This is a genomic window from Campylobacter showae (genome assembly GCF_963515975.1).
GTDB classification, from domain to species: domain Bacteria; phylum Campylobacterota; class Campylobacteria; order Campylobacterales; family Campylobacteraceae; genus Campylobacter_A; species Campylobacter_A showae_F.
On the sequence record NZ_CAUPZM010000022.1, the window covers coordinates 20,263 to 37,481 of the forward strand.

Below are 17,219 nucleotides of genomic sequence, written 5' to 3' on the forward strand. Positions count from 1 at the left end.
GAACTTAATAGCTTTTTGGGTATGATAACGCATTGCAATTTTTAGGAGAAATCTTTGCTGATACGTCGTTTTTTTAGCGTCTTATATCTTAGCGCCGTTATCCAGTCCAAAAAATGCCTATTTTACGGCGAGGCCTACAAGGGCGCGAAGCTGTTAAAAACGATAAAAGCAGAATTTGACCTAGATGAATCCGGCGTAGTTTCCGAAAGAGCAAACGAGTACATAAGAAATTTGCAAAAAGAGTATAAATGGGTTTATCTTTCGCTATTTTTCGACGCACTCGAACAAGGCGCGTTTGAGGCTAAAAATGCAGACAATCTCGAAAAACTAGGGATCAAAACAAAAGAAATAACCTGCATAAATCCAGCCAAAAACTGGCTCATATACGCAAAACACTCGGACGTCAAAGCCGCAGAGGAAAAATTTACGGATATCGGCGTAGACGTACTTTATTCGCCTATCGCACTAACACAAAAAGAGATCGAAAAGCATAATTTACCCACCGCAAACACCCTTTTTGTCTACTCTTGCGAAGAAGGCTTTACCATCTGTATCACCTCAAGCGATGGGATAAAATACGCTGCCGTTTGCAAGGAAAACGATGAAGATTTTAGCGACAGCGCGGATTTTGATAAAGAAAACAGCGACGAGATAGACGACTTTATCGCGGACGTGGACGAGAGCTTTAACACCATGGACGGCCTGGACGATCTTGGCGAAATGCTAAAAATGGACGACAACGATGAGGAGTTTGCGGACCTCGACTACGATATAAATATGCCCGAATCCACCGACGTAACGGCATCCGTGTCGATATTTGGGCGCGATATGAGCATATACCGCTATATCTCGCTAGCGCTTAAAGAATTTTACACAAATCCGCTTTACGAAGGCGATTTTATCGAAAATGTCGTGATTTTCGACGCTACGGAGAGGACGAGCGCTACGTTTTTACATTATATAGAAAACGAGCTTTTGGTAAAGACCGCCGTTTATCCGGTTAATACCTTAAAAACGATGACTGAGCTAATGAAAAAAGAGTTGGAAAATGACTAGTTATAGCTTCATAAAACCTCAGAAAAAACCGTTTTTTGATCTTTTTAGTAAAATTTGGCTACTTTTTATAGCTACGGCGGTGCTGCTTTTTGCCATAGTAAATTTAGTCGTCGAGCTAAAAAGCAACTCGCTACTAAACGAAACGCAAATCTCAAGACAAAAACAAGCGCAAACAAAAGAGCAGATCAGGCAAACCGACGAACTCACTGCGCTTTTAAAACAAAGAAGAGATAGCGCAAACGAGATCGCAGCCTCAAACGCAGTCTTAAAGCAAAGCCTGCGCAACTTGCTCGATCTAGTGCCCCCAAGCATCACGCTACACGAGATCGCGATGGATAAAAACTCGCTCATCGTAAAAGGCACCACGCCTAGCCGCGACGTTTATAACATGCTGCTTGCAACGCCGTTAAAGTCGATTTTTAGCACTTCAAATACCTCTTTTTATCAGTTAGATAGCGGCTGGCTAAATTTCATCAGCACAAACAAAACCGACAGCTTAGAGGATAAAAATGAGCAAAGATAGAAGCCTACAAAATATCGACGTCACTAAGCTACTCATCTACGTACTCATTTGTATCATAGCTTGCCTCGCGATGATATATGGCCTTTTGGTGCCGAGCATCAAGGAGTACAAGCAGGCAAAATACGAAAGCCGCATGCAAATAGCCGCAAGCGCGCAAACGCAAAGGCTCTACGACGCCAAATCAAAAGCCCTAGACGAGATAAAACAAAACGATAAGGCCCAGCTAGACGCGCTCGAAAACAAATTTGACGCGGATAAATTTGCTCAATTCGCATCAAAATATTTCGCAAACGTAAATCTAAGCGAGCCAAAAGAGGCCGCAAAAAACGGCGAGATCTCGGTCTACGAGCTAACCGTAACGGGTTCCATGAAAACTCCTGCTAAATTTTACGAGTTTATGGACGCGCTACAAAGCTACGAAAATATCGTCAAAATCGATTTTCCGATCAAAATGCGCAAAGATACCGAGAAGATCGACGCGACCTTTGGCGTAAAAATTTACAGCTTAAGATAAATCAAAGTTTTTAATCTCCGCTTTTTGTATAATCCTTAAAATTTAAGTTAAGGATAAAAAATGATTAAATTTAATAATGCCGCCGTTGCATTGGCGACTGCGATTTTAAGGGATTATCTTAACGGAACGGCAAATTTTTTCGCCTCTAGAAAAATTGCGAAATCGGAGCTAACGAAACTCACGCCGGCAGATTTTAAAAACGTACGCGCAAATTTGCTAAATTTAGGCTTTAAAAGCGAGTTTATCGACGAAAACGCCGCCGAGCTATCAGAAATCCTGCGCGGTATCCTAACCGCCGAGCGTCCCAACCTACCAAAAGACCACCCCATAGCTACCTACATCAGCGAAAACGACGCCGCGCGCGAGCTGATCGCAAAGGCAAAAGAGCTGCTAAAAAAGAAATTTATCAAAAACGAATGGCTTGAAATTTACGACAAACTTGGCGGCTTTAACAGGACGCACTTTGCCAGAAAACAGCACCAACTCTACTCGATGCTCGAAAACAAGGGCTTTGACCGCCCGTCGCGCTTTATGTGGAGCTTTGATAACAAGGTCCGCGACGGTATCGCCGCAGCGCGCGAGCTGCTAGAGGGCGGCAAGACGGATGAGTTTATCGCGGCTCAGCACGAGATCTACGAAAATCTACTCGACTTGCTCGGACGCGAAGAAGCGGCGCTTTATCCGACGTCGCTGGAGCTAATCAGCGAGGAGGAGTTTCGCGCGATGAGACGAGGAGATGACGAGATAGGGTATTTTCTCATCGAAAAGCCGAGCGAATTTTATCCGTTAAATTTAGACTCCGGCGGCGACTCGAAGTCAAATTTAAAGGACGTAAATTTGCAAAGCGAGCCGAATTTAAGCGCGATAAATTTGCAAAACGGCGACCTAAACGAAGCGGTTTTAAATCCGAATTTCCTAAAAGAGCTGTCAAATTTGATGAGCAAATACGGACTAAATCCAAACGCAAGTAGCGATAAAAACGCCGTTTTTGACGTCGCCACGGGCAAGCTGACGCTAGAGCAAATCAACCTCATTTATAAGCATATGCCAGTTGACCTCTCATTCGTCGATGAAAACGAGATCGTGAAATTTTACACCGACACCAAGCACCGCGTATTTCCGCGAAGCGCGGGCGTCATCGGACGCGACGTGAAAAACTGCCACCCGCGCGAAAGCGTAGCTAGCGTGCTAGAGATCATCGAAGCTTTTCGCAAGGGCGAGCGCGACGAGATCGACTTTTGGCTAGAGCTTCACGGCAAATTTATCTACATCTACTACGCCGCCGTGCGCGATGAAAACGGCGTATTTAAGGGGGTGCTAGAGATGATGCAAGACGTCACGCGCATCCGCAGCCTAGAGGGCAAACGCACGCTGGTTACGTGGGACGATCGAAAGAAAAAATACGGAGAGTGATCGTCGCGTCTTTTAAATTTGATAAATTTGGTTAGTCATTGGCGGCGTTTGTATTTGCGATTTTGCCTAACCGTACAACCCTGCGCAAAGGCTATGCAAGGCGCTGCGATTAAATTTTATCGATCTTAAAATTTGTGTATTTTTAGCGGCAGTTGTATGCCAAAGCTTACAAAAGTTCTTTAAATTTAGCTAGATCCGCGCCCTCGGCAAACAAAAAACCGCGGTTTATCGGCGGGACGGCGAGCCGTCTGCACGCTTCTTTAAATTTCTTATCCATCGCGGCTTTGATATATGGCGTTACGAGAATAAAATTTGCGCCAGCTCCGACGGCTACCTTTCCGCCTAGCACGCAGCGAGCGCCGTTTTCTAGGCAGCGCGCGCATTCGTTTCGCTGCGCCGAGCTTAATACGAGCCCTAGCCGCTTGCACGCCTGATCGATGCCGCGAAGCTCGTTTGTGCCTCGTTTTACGAGGTAAATTTTAGGTGCGGGATTAGAAATTTCGGGAGTTAAATTTAACGCGTCAGCCGTCAAAAACTCAAAGCTCTTTTTTACGCCGCTAAAGTACTCGTTTAAAAACGGCTCGCTAAATTTCGCGCGAACGCGACCGCGTTTAAACCGGTCCGTTAAATTCGTCTCGTCGGTGAAGTGTTTTAGGTTTCGCTCACGCAAAAACCGCTCCATCTCGCACTTTCGCACGCCTAAAAGCGGTCGAGCGATCACGTAGTCCTCGCGAGTTTCGAGCTCCTGCATGCCTAGCAGCTCGCTAAGTCCCGCGCCGCGCCCAAGCTGCATCAAAAACCACTCGAATTTATCGTCAAACTGATGCGCCAAGATCAAATTTTCATACCCTCGCTCGCGGCAAATTTGGCCAAAAAACTCGTATCTGGCCGCGCGCGCCTCGTGCTCGAAATTTGACTCGCCCAGTCGCACGCTTTTTACGTAGATTTGTTTGTTAAATTTGGCTGCCAAATGCCTTGCCGAGGCGACCTCGTCCTTACTTTGCGCGCGGACGTTATAGTCCACGATCGCGAGGTCAAATTTCACGCCCGCCTCGTCTAAAAGGTAAAAAAGCGCCGTACTATCGACGCCGTGCGAAAAGGCAAGCAGATTTCGCCCCGATTTTAGCTTATGCAAAACGGGCGCGCTTAGCATTTTAGGCCTTTGCCGTGATCTTGCCTAGCGCCTGGCTGCCCGCTACCTGCGTGATCTCGCACCAGTAGCGACCGCCGGTTTCTAGCTGCTCCACGTCGCTTTCGTTGATCAAAATTTCGCCGTCGATGTCCTTGTCCCAGAGCGTCTTTTTCGCGGCGTAAAACATCTCGCCCTCGCTGCTTTCGCCCTCTAAAGAGACGATAAATTTCTTGCCTAGCTCCTGCGCGAAGCTAGCTTCGATCGCGGCTCGAGTGATCTTTTCTATTTTACTTAGGCGCTTTGAGATGATTTTGGCGGGCACCTGCTCCATGTCGTATGAGAGAGTGTCCTCTTCCTTGGAGTAGGCAAACGCCGAAACTCGGTCAAATTTAAACTCCTGCAAAAATGCGCAAAGCTCGTCAAATTCGGCTTCGGTCTCCCCAGGATGTCCGACGATAACGCCCGTTCGCAAAAACGCATCGGGTGCCTTTTTCATCAAATTTAAAAGCTCTTTAATCCGCGCCGCGCCGCTTCCACGCCTCATGATTTTTAGCATTTTATCGCTTGAGTGCTGGATCGGCATATCAAAGTAGTTCACAAACACGGGCGAGGCGATGATGCGCCCCACTAGCGCGTTTGAGGTGGTGCTCGGATAGAGATAGAGTATGCGCGCGGTTTTGACGCCCTCGATTTTTTCGACCGCGTCGATGAGCGAGATGAGCCCGTCGCTAACCGCGTGATCGCGCATATACGAGCTGCTGTCTTGCGAGAGAAAACTAAAGTCGTAGTAGCCCTTTTTTACGAGCTTTTGCACCTCATCTACGATGTTTTCGAGCGCGCGGGATTTTAGCTTGCCCTTAAATGTCGGGATCGCGCAAAAGCTGCATTTTTGATTACAGCCTTCCGAAATTTTGATGTATGCGTGGTAGTTTGAGCCCGTTATCACGCGCTCTTCGCTTGCTTGCAGGTAGGTTTCGGGGCTAAATAAATTTTGCTTTTTTAGGATGATCTCGTCGATCTTGTCGTAGTCTCCGACGCCGGTAAATAGATCGACCTCGGGCAGCTCCTTCATCAGCTCCTCGCGGTAGCGCTGCATGAGGCAGCCCGTGACCACGAGCAGGGAGCCTTTCTTACGCGCTTCATGCATATCCAGGATCGCGCGGATACTCTCTTCTTTAGCCGAGTTTATAAAGCCGCAGGTGTTTACGATGATGACGTCGGCAGAGGCGACGTCGGGCGTGATCTCGTAGTTTGAGAGGCGTCCGAGCATGATTTCAGAATCCACCAGATTTTTGTTACAGCCTAAGGATACTAAGTGAAGTTTGCCCATCTTATACCCACAGATTGTCGATCAGACGCGTTTTGCCCACGTACGCGGCGACTAGGATGATGGTGTTGTCCGGTTCTATTAGCGAGATTTCGTTTAAATTTCTATCCACGATCGCGACGTAGTCGACGTTTAGCGGCTCTAGGGTTTGCAGCATCTCGCCTTTTATCGTTTGTGCGCTTAGCTCGCCAGCCGCGATCAAATTTGAAGCTTTTTTAAGCGAATGAGAAAGCTTGAGCGCTTCTAGCTTTTGTCCTTCGTCTAGGTAGACGTTTCGCGAGCTAAGCGCCAGTCCGTCGCGCGCTCGAACGATCTCGCAAGGCACGATCTCTAAATTTAAAAAACAGGTCTTGACGAAATTACGCACGGTGAGTAGCTGCTGCGCGTCCTTTTTGCCCATATAGACGCGCTTTGCGTTTGTTAGATTAAATAGCTTATTTAGCACGCGAAGCACGCCGTCAAAGTGTCCAGGGCGAGTCTTGCCTTCAAGCACGCTCGCTAAATTTTCAGGCGCACTGATTAACGGCTCGGTATCAAAATATAGCTCCCTAGCCTCAGGTGCAAACATCGCATGTACGCCCAGCTCCTCGCAAATTTTAGCGTCGTTTTGTTCGTTTTTCGGATAATCTTCAAAGTCCTCGCCTGCTAAAAATTGCGTCGGGTTTACGAAGGTCGAAACGATCGCGGTTTTGTTTTCTGCTACGCACTTTTCTATGAGGCTAGCGTGTCCGTCGTGAAGCGCGCCCATCGTGGGTACGAAGCCGATATTTTCGGGATTTGCCGCGACGAAATCTCGCAGCTGTTCTACTGTTCTTAAAATTTGCATTTTTTCTTCTTTGTGTCTAATTTTAACGCGCGATTATATCAAATTTTATCTTTACTCTTACAAATATGTTATAATCACGCCAAAAAGCACAAAAAAGGTCTTAAATTTTGGATAATTACGAATACACGGAACTCCTAAAAACACTAAACACAAAAGTAGAAAATATCGCTGGCGTCGTAAAGCCCGAGAGCATCAAAGCTCGCCTAAAAGAGATCGAAGAGATGGAAAACGATCAAAATTTCTGGCAAGACATCGCAAAAGCGGGCGCAATCGGCAAGGAAAAAACTAAAATTTCAAATATCTTAAATAACTTCCTAAACGCTAAAAGCGCCGTAGACGACGCAAAGGATCTATACGAGCTGGCAAACTCTGAAAACGACGAAGAGACGATAAATTCGCTCTTTGCCGAGGCTGGTGAGTTAGAGGATAAGATAGTAAATTTAGAGATTTCTATGTTGCTTAGCGGCGAGGATGACGGCAAAAACGCCATCGTCACTATCCATCCCGGCGCGGGCGGCACGGAGAGTAACGACTGGGCGAGCATGCTATACCGCATGTATCTGCGCTTTTGCGAGCGCGAGGGCTTTAAGGTCGAAACCCTGGACTTCCAAGAGGGCGAAGAAGCGGGGCTAAAAGACGTGAGTTTTATCGTTAAAGGCGTAAACGCCTACGGCTATCTAAAGGCCGAAAACGGTATCCACCGCTTAGTACGAACCAGTCCGTTTGATAGCGCGGGTCGCCGCCATACAAGCTTTACTAGCGTGATGGTAAGCCCCGAGATCGACGACGACATCGAGATAGAAATCGACGAAAAAGACCTAAAAATCGACACCTACCGCGCTGGCGGAGCGGGCGGCCAGCACGTAAACAAAACCGAGTCCGCCGTGCGTATCACTCACACGCCTACAGGCATCGTCGTGCAGTGCCAAAACGACCGCAGCCAGCACAAAAACAAAGCCACCGCGATGAAAATGCTAAAATCGCGCCTTTACGAGCTAGAGCTGATGAAGCAACAAGAAGCCGCCGGTAGTATCGAAAAAAGCGAGATCGGCTGGGGTCACCAGATCCGCTCATACGTGCTTTTCCCGTATCAGCAGGTTAAAGACAACCGCAGCGGCGAGGCATACAGCCAAACCGACGCAATACTAGACGGCGATATAAAAAAGCTCATCGAGGGCGTTTTAGTAAGTCAAAAAAGCATAAACTAGAAAGGAAAAATATGGAAATTTCAGCTCTTTTAAACCAACTAGGCTATAACGAAAACGACGCGACCACCGCTCAGGTTAAGCGCATCCTAAACAACTGCGACGGGTTAAATTTAAGCAGCATCATCACGCTAAACGACCACCTAAAACCGCTCGGCAGCTTCGTCGCGATGAGCGGAAGCGAGGACGTATTTAAGATAAAAAACGCGGGCAAAACGCCGGGCGCGCTAAACGTGATCGAAAACTGGGCTGAAAAAAACAAGATAAATATAAAAAAAATAAATGAAACCACGCACTACATACTAGGAAAAAATATATGAAAAACTACGATATCATCGTCATCGGCTTTGGCAAGGCAGGCAAAACGCTCGCCGTAAAAGCCGCAAATTTGGGCAAAAAGGTCGCCGTGATCGAAAAATCGGCGCAGATGTACGGCGGAACGTGCATAAACGTCGGCTGCATCCCGACAAAGAAGCTAGTAAATTTAAGCAAAGAAGCAAAATACGTCAACAATAACGTCGCGGGCGAGTATTTCACGCTTAGCGTCGAAAAGAAAGACAAGCTAATCTCCGCGCTTAGAGCCAAAAATTTCGCGATGCTTGAGGGCAACGCAAACGTCGACGTGATAAACGGCACGGCTAAATTTGTAGATAAAAATAGCGTCGAAGTCGCGGCGGCAGACGGCTCAAAAAGCACGCTTGCCGCGCCAACGATCGTTATAAATACTGGCTCGATTAATGAAAAACCAAGCTTTGAGGTTAGTTCAAATTTAGCTTACGACAGCACGGGGATTTTAAACCTAAAAACGCTCCCAAAGCGCCTAGTAGTCGTGGGCGGCGGGTACATCGGGCTTGAGTTTGCCTCGATGTTTGCCGAGTTTGGCTCAAAGGTCACTATCGTAGCTCGCTCGGGCGTGCTAAAAAACGAGGACGAGGACGTAAAAGAGAGCGTAAAAACGCTACTACAAACGCAAGGGATCGATATTTTAGAGGGCTGCGAAGTTAAAAATTTAAAAGACGGTACGCTAAATTTCGTCCAAAACGGCGAGGCTAAAAGCCTTGACGCGGACGCGTTTTTACTAGCGACCGGACGAGTAGCTGCGACTGCGGAGCTAAATTTGAGCGCGGCCGGCGTACAAACGGACGCCAAAGGAAACGTGCTAGTAAACGAGTTTTTACAAACAGCACAGCCGCATATCTATGCAGTAGGCGACGTTCGCGGCGGCGAGCTTTTCACATATACGAGCCTAGATGATTTTCGCATCGTATTCGACAAGCTTTTTGGCGCGGGCAAACGAAGCACTCTAAACCGCTCTCCTCACGCTAGCGCGCTTTTTACCGAGACTCCGCTAGCTAGCATCGGACTAAGCGAAAAACGAGCGACGGCGCAAAATTTAGACTTTAAAGTCCTAAAACTAGCGCTAGCCGCAGTCCCGGGCGCAAAGGTAGTCGGCAACGAAACGGGATTTTTAAAAGCGATCGTGGACGCAAAAAGCGGCAAAATTTTGGGCGCGGCGTTTCACTGCGTTTACGCAAACGAGCTTATCAACGAGATTGCCATCGCGATGACCCTAGGAGCGGGCGCTGATTTCTTTAAAAATCAGATTTTCACCCATCCTAGCATCAGCGAAGCGTTAAACGACCTCTTTGGACAATTTTAAAACTACGAAAAGGACAAAAAATGAGAAATTTACTTCTTGCCTTTATCGGGCTTTTGTTTGTAGGGTGCGCAGCTTCAAGCGGCGGCGGTAGCTTCTCTAGCGACAACCCGGACTATGACTTTAACAAGCGTGCCATAGGCGTTTTAAAACCGAAATGCGAAAGCGGCAACTACTCCGCGTGCAACGATCTTGCTATCAGCTACCAAAATTTGCAAGATCACAAAACAGCTATAAAATACTATGAAAGAGCGTGCGGCAACAACTATCAGCCCGCTTGCACAAACCTTGCCAACATGTATCAAACCGGGCTTGGCGTAAGCAAAGACGCAAACAAAGCCCTTGAAATCTACAACGCCTCGTGCGCGAACGGCGGCGCGTACTCTTGCTACTATCTAGGCGAGTTTTACCGCTCAAACGCCGACGGCAAGGAGCCTGACTACGCAAACGCTATGTCGGCCTACGACAGAGGCTGCAAACTAGGCGACGTGCCTTGCTGCACGAACACGGCGGTGCTTTACGAGCACGGCCTAGGCGTAGCGCAGGATGAGTCAAAAGCTAGAAGCATCTACCGCTCGGCGTGCTTTAGCGGCGATACCTCCGCATGCGACAATCTAAAAAGAATGGGCAGAAAACGCTAATAAAAACATCAAATTTAACGCCTTTAAATTCGGCGTTAAATTTACTACGGCGAGTCAAATTCGGCTCGCTTTTTTGCTTCTAGATTTACTCCCCAAAAACCCGCATCTTGAAAATGCAAATTTAAAGCTACCCGTTAAATTTGACGCCGCGCGCTCATAAATTTAACTCCGCAAATTTACCTTTGCGATATGCGGTAAATTTTACTCGCTTAGCTAAAGCACGTAAATTTCAGCGCATTTAAAACAACAATCCTTTTACCGCAAATAACAAAAGAAACAACGCTAGATTTGAGTAAATTTATAAAAAAGTAGAACATAGGGGCTTAAATTTAAGCCCCAGGAAACGTAGGATTAGAGTAAAAATTAAAATTTATAAGAGACGTTAACCTTAAAGTTTCTGCCCGGCTCCCAGTCGATAGCGTTTGCATCGCCCGTGTATTCGGCCATTCTTTGAGAGTGCGAGACGTAGGCTTTGTTAAATACGTTGTAAACGCCCGCGTTTATCTCAAGTCCTTTAAATTTACCGCCGCTTGGCGCATAAGTGAGATAGACGTCGCTCACGGCGTAGCTCGGGATATGTACGGCCGCGTCGTTGCCAGCACTCGTCGTGTCTTTAGAAGCAAAATAAATAAGGTTATAACCAACAAGCGTATCGATAGCGTTTATCGAATACTCGGCGTTAAAGGTGTATTTGTCGCCCTGGTCGCGGTAGCCGATGATATTTGACGTGTAGTAGCCGCCGCTGCCGTTTCTTACGCGGTCTTTATATCTTACTTTTTGATGAGTATAGCTAGCGCCTAAGCTTAGCGCGTCGAGGTTTAGTCTCGCCAAAAGCTCGACGCCGTCGATATCCGCGCCGCCTGCGTTGATCCTATAGAGCACCGGATTTACACGCCCGCCTGCTGCGTTATTGTCTACGATTAGATTTTTGTATTTGGTTTTAAAGTATTTAGCCACGAAGCTAACGTGTCCCGTTTCGCTAAACTCGCCCTTGTAGCGTCCGCCGATCTCGTAGCTATCGCCCGTAGTGGCCTTTAGATCAGGGTTTGCTCTGTATCCTAGCGCCGTACCTCTACTAGCGCCGCTAGCTAGCATAGACTCCATAACGTCCGGTCCTCTAAACACTTTAGCGTAGCTGGCAAATACTCCAAGCCCCTTCATAAACTCGTAATCAAGCGCTAAAGCAGGCGTAAATTCGTCAAATTTGTATTTGTACCCGCCGATATTTGCGCCCGTGCCGTTATAGGTCTTTAGCTCGTGACGCTCGTATCTGATGCCAGGAGTCACGGTAAGTCCCGCAAATTTGATCGCGTCCTCTAAGTAAAACGAGTAGTTGTTTACTTTTTCGGGACGGTTGTTTTGCGGTTTGTTAAAGTTCTCGCTGTGGTAGTACTCCGCGCCGTATCTTAGCGTTTGCGTCACGTCGCCCGTCTCTATCGCGGTTTTTGCTTTCGCACTTAGGCCTCTAGTTTTTACGCCCCATTTGCTACCGTCGATTCTCTGATGCTTCGTATGATAGGCCGTTACGTCGAGATTTAGCAGTTCACTCGGCGTAAATTCATACTTTAGCGTCGTCGTATCGCGCTCGTATTTACGATCGGCGTCGGCGTTGCCTCCGCTATGCCAGCTGCCAAACTCCGCCCTCAACGGATAAAGTCCCTTATAGTGGTTGTGTTCGTGAGAGAGCGATATCCTGTGCGCGTCTAAAAAGCTATACCCGAGCTTAAAAAGATAGCTAAGGTCGTTGCCGTCGCCGCCGATTTTCTTACCGTTACCGCTCTTGCCGTAGTCGTAGCCCTTATGATTTATCGCGGCTAAAAAGTCAAGTCCCTCGACGGGCGCGGTAAAAACCATGAGTCCTTGCGAAAATTCGTCGTTATTTGAGGCATAGCCCGTTTTGATTTTGGCGCCAATGATTTCGCCCTCTTCCAGCAGGTCTCTAGCATCCACCGTCCTAAAGGCTACCGAACCGCCCAGAGCCCCAGCGCCGTTTACCACAGAGCGCGAGCCGACCTCAACGTCGATGGCTTTGATCAGATCGGGGTCGATTAGTAGGTCTGCGTTGTGGTGAAAGGTATTTCCATTTTGTTTCGCGCCGTCGATCGTGATATTTAAGCCGCGGTCGCTCACGCCTCTCATGTAGATTTTTTGGTTCATGCCGTTCGTGCCGCCCACATAAACGCCCGGGATATCGCGCATGACGTCTTTTAGTATGCCTGCGTTTCTCGTGCTTATTTTTACGTCGTCAACGCCGTAGCCGCCGCCGGTGCTTGTTACTTCTACGCCGCTTAGCGTTACGTTTTCGGCGGCATTTGCGCCGATGGCCAGAGCCGCTACGAAAGAAATTTTCGCAACATTGTTAAAACTCATTTTTTCTCCTCTTTAAATTTACGAAAATTTGCGCCGATTTAGAAAAATATTTAAATTTTATTTTCTTTAATCTGCTCAAATTTTGAAAACGAATACTACAATCTTAAGACTAAATTTTAGATAAATTTATCTAAAATATTACTTGCTTATTCGTTATTGACAATAAATACCATAATCTGATATAATTGCCGCGCAAATTTTAGTAAGAAGGCATTAAATGGAATTTCTCAAACACAACGTCGATTACGTTATCATCGGTATTTTAGGGCTTATGAGCTTTGTCGTAGTATGGCTCACGATAGAGCGCTTGATCTTTTACGCAAACGTTAAATTTGAAAACTACAAGAATCAAGACGACTTTGAAGAGAGCGTAACTAGAAATTTAACAACGCTTTATATAGTTTATTCAAATGCGCCGTATATCGGGCTTTTAGGTACCGTTGCGGGCATCATGGTGACCTTTTACGACATGGGTATGAGCGGCGGCATCGATACTAAAAGCATCATGGTCGGCCTGTCTCTCGCGCTAAAAGCAACCGCGCTAGGCCTAATCGTCGCGATACCGACGCTAATGATCTACAACGCGTTTATGAGAAAAGTGGACGTTTTAGTAAACCGCTACAAGGCTTCACGTGAGAATGCCTAAAAAAGAGGGATTAAACGTAATCCCGCTCATAGATATTATGCTCGTTTTGCTAGCTATCGTGCTTAGCATCTCTACCTTTATCGCTCAAGGCAATATCAAAATCGACCTGCCAAACAGCGAAAGCGCGGAAAAAAAGCAAGACGAAAACGATAAAATCGCCGTTTTAATCAATAAAGATAATGAATTTTTTATAGGTGAAGAAAAAGTCGCCGAGGAAAATTTAAAAGAAAAGCTAAACGAGATAAAAAACGAAACGTTAATAGAACTCAAAAGCGATAAAGAGAGCAAATTCGACTCGTTTATCAAGGTTATCGACATATTAAAAGAAAAAAATCATGAAAACTTCGCTATCACGACAACAACTGAATAGACGCGCCAGCTTTACGGGGCTTGGCGTCTCTATTTTGTTACACTCCGTTCTTATCGGCTCTTTTATCAAATTTTACGACGAGCTAAAGCCGATCCCAGAGGAAAAAAGCGTCAAGATAGCGCTAAATACCTTTACGCCGCCAGCAGCTCCGCTCCCGCCGGCACCAACTCCGCCGGCCCCGCCGCCTCCGGCACCGCCTGCGCCTCCTCCGCCTGAACCTGTCGTCACGCCGCCGGAGCCGCCAAAACCGGTTGAGCCGCCTAAGCCGATAGAAAAACCAAAGCCTGTGGAAAAACCAAAACCGATAGAAAAGCCGGTTGAAAAGCCAAAGCCTAAACCTACGCCAAAACCGGTCAAAAAGCCTGAGCCTGAGCCGGAACAGCAAGTCGCGCAGGCAGCACCGCCCGCACAGCCGTCACCGCCTACCCCTACGCCGTCTGCGGCACAGCCAAGCAGTGCTCCAAGCTCGAATGTAAAATCAAATTTACCGCCTAGCGGAGCGGAAACGGTTGGGGAATTTAACTTCGCGACATCAGCCGGCGACGAGAGATTTTCTAAAATCCAAAAGGCGATACAAAAGCACCACAAATACCCTAAACGCGCGCAAAAAATGCGCCATCAGGGCGTCGTAGAGGTTAGCTTTTTATACAAAAAAGACGGCACCGTCCGCGACGTAAAAGTGATAAAAAGCTCGGGCTACGAGACGCTAGACGAGGCCGCAGTCGAGCTCATAAACCGCGCCGCACCGGACTTTCCGACGCTTGATCGCGACTACGTCATCAAAATCCCGGTTAGCTACAAACTTACGTAAATTTAAGCCGTTTTTGCGGCTTAAATTTTACTTCTAAGTTTGCTCGCATGATTTCAAATTCTGATGCAAAAATGAAATTTGACGCGCTAAATTTTATTAAATCGCCCGCTCAAATTTGACGTTAAATTTGTCGCCATCTCGGTAGCGCGTAAGGCAAAATTTGAAACTAAATTTAAACGGTAAAAGCGCGGATCAGGCCGCGTTCATCTTTAAATTTAAAGCCGTATCGAGCTTCGACGCAAAAAGCGATTTAAAATTTTAAGCGTCAAATTTTTACGGCACCGTCTTCCTAAATTTTACCAAAATCCTTTTTTCAAATTTTATCTTGCGGCCGCCAAATATCGGTGACGTCCAAAAACCGCGCTTTCTCGCGCTAAATTAAACGCCGAATTTGCGCTCATAAGCCCTCAAAGCTCGCCTTTATCCTCGTTAAATCTGAAATCTCGGCTAAAAAACGCACTAAATTTGACCGAGTAAATTTGATCTCTCGCCCGCAAATTAGCCGAATTTAACCGCTTAAATTCGGCTATGCTTATATTTTTAGACTAAATTTGATATTTAAATTTTAACGGTCAAATTCTGTCAAAACGCCTTGCTAAAATTTCGTCAAATCAATTTTTAATCCGCAGGAGGACAAGATGGCATCAGGAACGCTTGACAGCAGAGTTTTTAAAGTAATGTTTGTTAGCGAGGATATGAGAAAGATATTTAGCGACGAAAATAAGGTGCAAAAGTGGCTGGACACCGAGGCTGCACTAGCTAGAGCGCAAGCAAAGCTGGGCATCATCGAGCCTAGGCGCGCCGAGCAAATAACCAAATTTGCCCGTGCAGAGTTAGTCGATCTAGACGCGATCGGAGAAAATTACAAAAGTTCAATCACTATCGTGCCGCTTTTAAAAGAGTTTAAGAAAGTCTTTGACGACGATAGCGGCGAGTTCGTACACTGGGGCGCGACCAGCCAGGACATAATGGACAATGGCATGGTGCTGCAAATCCGCGAAGCTATAGCGCTCCTTAAAAAACTACTCGAAAAAACCTACAACGAGACGCTAAAGATCAGCGAAAAATACAAAAACACCGTCATGGCGGGTCGCACACACGTTATTCACGCGCTACCTATCACGTTTGGCTTCAAAACGGCGATGTGGGCGCAGGAGATCAGACGCAGCCTAGATAGACTAAAGGAAATCGCTCCTCGCGTACTTGTAGGACAGCTCTCAGGCGCCGTTGGTACGCTAGCATCGCAAGAAGGCAAGGGGCTGGAGATGCAAAAGCTGATGATGGATGATCTGGGGCTAAACGTACCGGTGATTTCGTGGCACCCTAGCCGCGACCACATGGTCGAGTACGTCTCGACACTAGCCATCATCGCAGGCACGATCGGACGCATAGCGCGAGAGATCTTAAGCCTCCAGCGCACCGAGATTTGTGAGGTTGAAGAACCGTTTTTTATGGGCAAGGTCGGTAGCTCCACGATGCCGCATAAGCGCAATCCTCAGGTCTGCGAGGGCGTCATCGCGCTAACTAAGATCGTGCGTGCGCAGGCTCCTTTGATGGTGGAGGCTATGGAATGCGAAAACGAGCGCGACTGGGGGTGCGAAGCAGTCGAGTGGGACGCGATACCAAAGTCATCCATCCACCTTGCAGGCGCGCTTGAAAAGATAAACGACATCCTAGAAAATCTCATCGTCTATCCGCAAAATATGAAGCGAAATTTGGGCGCGCTAAAGGGCGCGATGCTAAGCGAAGCCGTGATGCTGCATCTGGGCGAAAAGCTAGGCAGGATGAGTGCTCACGAGATCGTTTACGAAGTCTGCATGAAGGCTTTTACTGACGGTAAACCAGTCATCGACGACCTACTCGAGCGTGCAGAGGTAGCAAAGCACTTCACCAGAACGCAGCTCGAGGAGATCATGGACCCGGAAAAATACGTCGGCCTAAGTGCAACCTTCGTAGACCGCGTGATAGAAGATAGTAAAAGCTATGTAAAATAAGGAAAATTTAACTCGGTGGCAAGCGTTTTGGCAAAATTTAACTTCGCGGAAAGGGCGGCAAATTTGCGCTCTAGCTCGGTAAAAATGCGGCTAAATTTGAACAAGCAGGCACAGCGGCTAGCTCGTCAAATTTAGCCTTAATCTAAGCGGCGCAAATTTGAGTTGCGAAATCCGGGCGGCAAATTTTGGCTACTAAATTTAAACCGTAATTTTAGTGGCCCGCCTTTACAAGAGAAGGTTTTGTACTAAGGCGGTTAAATTTAGCAAGTCGTCAATTTGCCGCGAATAAAAGCGTATAAAAAGTCAAATTTGAGTTCAAAATTTGCAAAAAAAGCGCAAAATTTAAAACAAAAAAAGAAAGGTCTAAAATGAATAACGCAGTAAAAGCCCTGGCAATAATCATCATCGGGCTTGCCGTGTGGTTCTCGCCAAATCCCGAGGGCGTGAGCAAGGAGGCCTGGCATCTCTTCGCTATCGTTTTGGCGACGATTTTGGGGCTGATTTTGCAGCCCTTGCCTATCGGAGCAGTAGCGATGATCGGCGTCACGGTCGCGATACTAACCAAGGTCATGAAGCCCGCGGAGGCCCTTGGCGGCTTTGCCAGTACGACCATATGGCTCATCGTCGCAGCCTATATGATCGCGCGAGGCTTCATAAAAACCGGTCTTGGACGGCGAATAGCATATAAAATCATCTCAATTCTAGGCGACAGTACGCTAAAGTTAGGATATGCG

The 17,219-nt window shown here is 47.2% G+C and carries 17 protein-coding genes; 13 read left to right on the forward strand and 4 right to left on the reverse strand.

Features of this window, described 5'->3' with window-relative positions:
* Nucleotides 1-54 precede the first annotated feature (54 nt).
* Genes RWM02_RS08280 through RWM02_RS08295 form a run of 4 tightly spaced genes read left to right on the forward strand, consistent with a single transcriptional unit; the run spans nucleotide 55 to nucleotide 3,506 of the window.
* Entirely contained in the window at nucleotides 55-1,056 is a 1,002-nt protein-coding gene (locus RWM02_RS08280) for a hypothetical protein (RefSeq protein WP_314071075.1), read from the forward strand.
* Entirely contained in the window at nucleotides 1,049-1,579 is a 531-nt protein-coding gene (locus RWM02_RS08285; RefSeq protein WP_314071078.1) for a hypothetical protein, read from the forward strand. The genes RWM02_RS08280 and RWM02_RS08285 overlap by 8 nt, the downstream gene beginning before the upstream one ends.
* The gene (locus RWM02_RS08290) at nucleotides 1,566-2,093 is read left to right on the forward strand and encodes a hypothetical protein (protein ID WP_314071081.1); all 528 of its coding nucleotides are present in this window, start codon (nucleotides 1,566-1,568) and stop codon (nucleotides 2,091-2,093) included. Before RWM02_RS08285 ends, RWM02_RS08290 begins: the two co-directional genes overlap by 14 nt.
* A 60-nt stretch (nucleotides 2,094-2,153) precedes the next feature.
* On the forward strand, nucleotides 2,154-3,506 hold the full coding sequence (locus RWM02_RS08295; protein ID WP_314071083.1) for a DUF438 domain-containing protein: 1,353 nt from the start codon (nucleotides 2,154-2,156) through the stop codon (nucleotides 3,504-3,506).
* 166 nt (nucleotides 3,507-3,672) lie between these two features.
* Here RWM02_RS08295 and tilS read toward each other — a convergent pair whose 3' ends face one another.
* The 3 genes from tilS to panC are packed head-to-tail and all read right to left on the reverse strand — an operon-like array spanning nucleotide 3,673 to nucleotide 6,791.
* The gene (gene tilS / locus RWM02_RS08300; protein WP_314071086.1) at nucleotides 3,673-4,659 is read right to left on the reverse strand and encodes a tRNA lysidine(34) synthetase TilS; all 987 of its coding nucleotides are present in this window, start codon (nucleotides 4,657-4,659) and stop codon (nucleotides 3,673-3,675) included.
* A gap of 1 nt (nucleotide 4,660) precedes the next feature.
* Nucleotides 4,661-5,968, reverse strand: a complete 1,308-nt coding sequence (rimO, locus tag RWM02_RS08305) for a 30S ribosomal protein S12 methylthiotransferase RimO (RefSeq protein ID WP_314071089.1) — start codon at nucleotides 5,966-5,968, stop codon at nucleotides 4,661-4,663.
* A 1-nt stretch (nucleotide 5,969) separates the two neighbouring features.
* A complete protein-coding gene (panC, locus tag RWM02_RS08310) occupies nucleotides 5,970-6,791 on the reverse strand; it encodes a pantoate--beta-alanine ligase (RefSeq protein ID WP_314071092.1) in 822 nt (273 codons plus the stop codon).
* A gap of 107 nt (nucleotides 6,792-6,898) precedes the next feature.
* Here panC and prfB point away from each other — a divergent pair, with 107 nt between their 5' ends.
* The 4 genes from prfB to RWM02_RS08330 are packed head-to-tail and all read left to right on the forward strand — an operon-like array spanning nucleotide 6,899 to nucleotide 10,294.
* The gene (prfB, locus tag RWM02_RS08315; RefSeq protein ID WP_314071093.1) at nucleotides 6,899-7,999 is read left to right on the forward strand and encodes a peptide chain release factor 2; all 1,101 of its coding nucleotides are present in this window, start codon (nucleotides 6,899-6,901) and stop codon (nucleotides 7,997-7,999) included.
* 11 nt (nucleotides 8,000-8,010) lie between these two features.
* A complete protein-coding gene (locus tag RWM02_RS08320; RefSeq protein ID WP_314071096.1) occupies nucleotides 8,011-8,316 on the forward strand; it encodes a type II secretion system protein in 306 nt (101 codons plus the stop codon).
* On the forward strand, nucleotides 8,313-9,656 hold the full coding sequence (locus tag RWM02_RS08325; protein WP_314071099.1) for an FAD-dependent oxidoreductase: 1,344 nt from the start codon (nucleotides 8,313-8,315) through the stop codon (nucleotides 9,654-9,656). Before RWM02_RS08320 ends, RWM02_RS08325 begins: the two co-directional genes overlap by 4 nt.
* Nucleotides 9,657-9,676: 20 nt before the next feature.
* Nucleotides 9,677-10,294, forward strand: a complete 618-nt coding sequence (locus RWM02_RS08330; RefSeq protein ID WP_122861918.1) for a tetratricopeptide repeat protein — start codon at nucleotides 9,677-9,679, stop codon at nucleotides 10,292-10,294.
* Nucleotides 10,295-10,657: 363 nt separating this feature from the next.
* Here RWM02_RS08330 and RWM02_RS08335 read toward each other — a convergent pair whose 3' ends face one another.
* Nucleotides 10,658-12,664: a TonB-dependent receptor domain-containing protein gene (locus RWM02_RS08335; RefSeq protein WP_314071105.1), complete on the reverse strand. Its 2,007-nt coding sequence runs from the start codon at nucleotides 12,662-12,664 to the stop codon at nucleotides 10,658-10,660.
* A 217-nt stretch (nucleotides 12,665-12,881) separates the two neighbouring features.
* Between RWM02_RS08335 and exbB the strand changes: the two genes are divergently transcribed.
* The 5 genes from exbB to RWM02_RS08360 form a co-directional block, all read left to right on the forward strand.
* A complete protein-coding gene (exbB, locus tag RWM02_RS08340; RefSeq protein WP_002952142.1) occupies nucleotides 12,882-13,310 on the forward strand; it encodes a TonB-system energizer ExbB in 429 nt (142 codons plus the stop codon).
* Nucleotides 13,303-13,680: a TonB system transport protein ExbD gene (exbD, locus tag RWM02_RS08345; protein WP_314071124.1), complete on the forward strand. Its 378-nt coding sequence runs from the start codon at nucleotides 13,303-13,305 to the stop codon at nucleotides 13,678-13,680. Before exbB ends, exbD begins: the two co-directional genes overlap by 8 nt.
* Entirely contained in the window at nucleotides 13,646-14,491 is an 846-nt protein-coding gene (locus RWM02_RS08350) for an energy transducer TonB (protein ID WP_314071110.1), read from the forward strand. Before exbD ends, RWM02_RS08350 begins: the two co-directional genes overlap by 35 nt.
* A gap of 638 nt (nucleotides 14,492-15,129) precedes the next feature.
* Nucleotides 15,130-16,485 carry an adenylosuccinate lyase gene (purB, locus tag RWM02_RS08355; RefSeq protein ID WP_314071113.1) on the forward strand — a complete coding sequence of 452 codons (1,356 nt, stop codon included), beginning with the start codon at nucleotides 15,130-15,132 and terminating at the stop codon, nucleotides 16,483-16,485.
* Between the two features lie 368 nt (nucleotides 16,486-16,853).
* Nucleotides 16,854-17,219, forward strand: a 366-nt coding sequence (locus RWM02_RS08360) for an SLC13 family permease (protein ID WP_314071116.1), incomplete at its 3' end; no start/stop codon positions are given.

Coding starts and splice junctions, on each gene's coding strand:
- RWM02_RS08285 (WP_314071078.1), top strand. CDS start 1,049: ATGACTAGTTATAGCTTCATAAAACCTCAGAAAAAACCGTTTTTTGAT.
- RWM02_RS08290 (WP_314071081.1), top strand. CDS start 1,566: ATGAGCAAAGATAGAAGCCTACAAAATATCGACGTCACTAAGCTACTC.
- RWM02_RS08295 (WP_314071083.1), top strand. CDS start 2,154: ATGATTAAATTTAATAATGCCGCCGTTGCATTGGCGACTGCGATTTTA.
- tilS (WP_314071086.1), bottom strand. CDS start 4,659: ATGCTAAGCGCGCCCGTTTTGCATAAGCTAAAATCGGGGCGAAATCTG.
- rimO (WP_314071089.1), bottom strand. CDS start 5,968: ATGGGCAAACTTCACTTAGTATCCTTAGGCTGTAACAAAAATCTGGTG.
- panC (WP_314071092.1), bottom strand. CDS start 6,791: ATGCAAATTTTAAGAACAGTAGAACAGCTGCGAGATTTCGTCGCGGCA.
- RWM02_RS08320 (WP_314071096.1), top strand. CDS start 8,011: ATGGAAATTTCAGCTCTTTTAAACCAACTAGGCTATAACGAAAACGAC.
- RWM02_RS08325 (WP_314071099.1), top strand. CDS start 8,313: ATGAAAAACTACGATATCATCGTCATCGGCTTTGGCAAGGCAGGCAAA.
- RWM02_RS08330 (WP_122861918.1), top strand. CDS start 9,677: ATGAGAAATTTACTTCTTGCCTTTATCGGGCTTTTGTTTGTAGGGTGC.
- RWM02_RS08335 (WP_314071105.1), bottom strand. CDS start 12,664: ATGAGTTTTAACAATGTTGCGAAAATTTCTTTCGTAGCGGCTCTGGCC.
- exbB (WP_002952142.1), top strand. CDS start 12,882: ATGGAATTTCTCAAACACAACGTCGATTACGTTATCATCGGTATTTTA.
- exbD (WP_314071124.1), top strand. CDS start 13,303: ATGCCTAAAAAAGAGGGATTAAACGTAATCCCGCTCATAGATATTATG.
- RWM02_RS08350 (WP_314071110.1), top strand. CDS start 13,646: ATGAAAACTTCGCTATCACGACAACAACTGAATAGACGCGCCAGCTTT.
- purB (WP_314071113.1), top strand. CDS start 15,130: ATGGCATCAGGAACGCTTGACAGCAGAGTTTTTAAAGTAATGTTTGTT.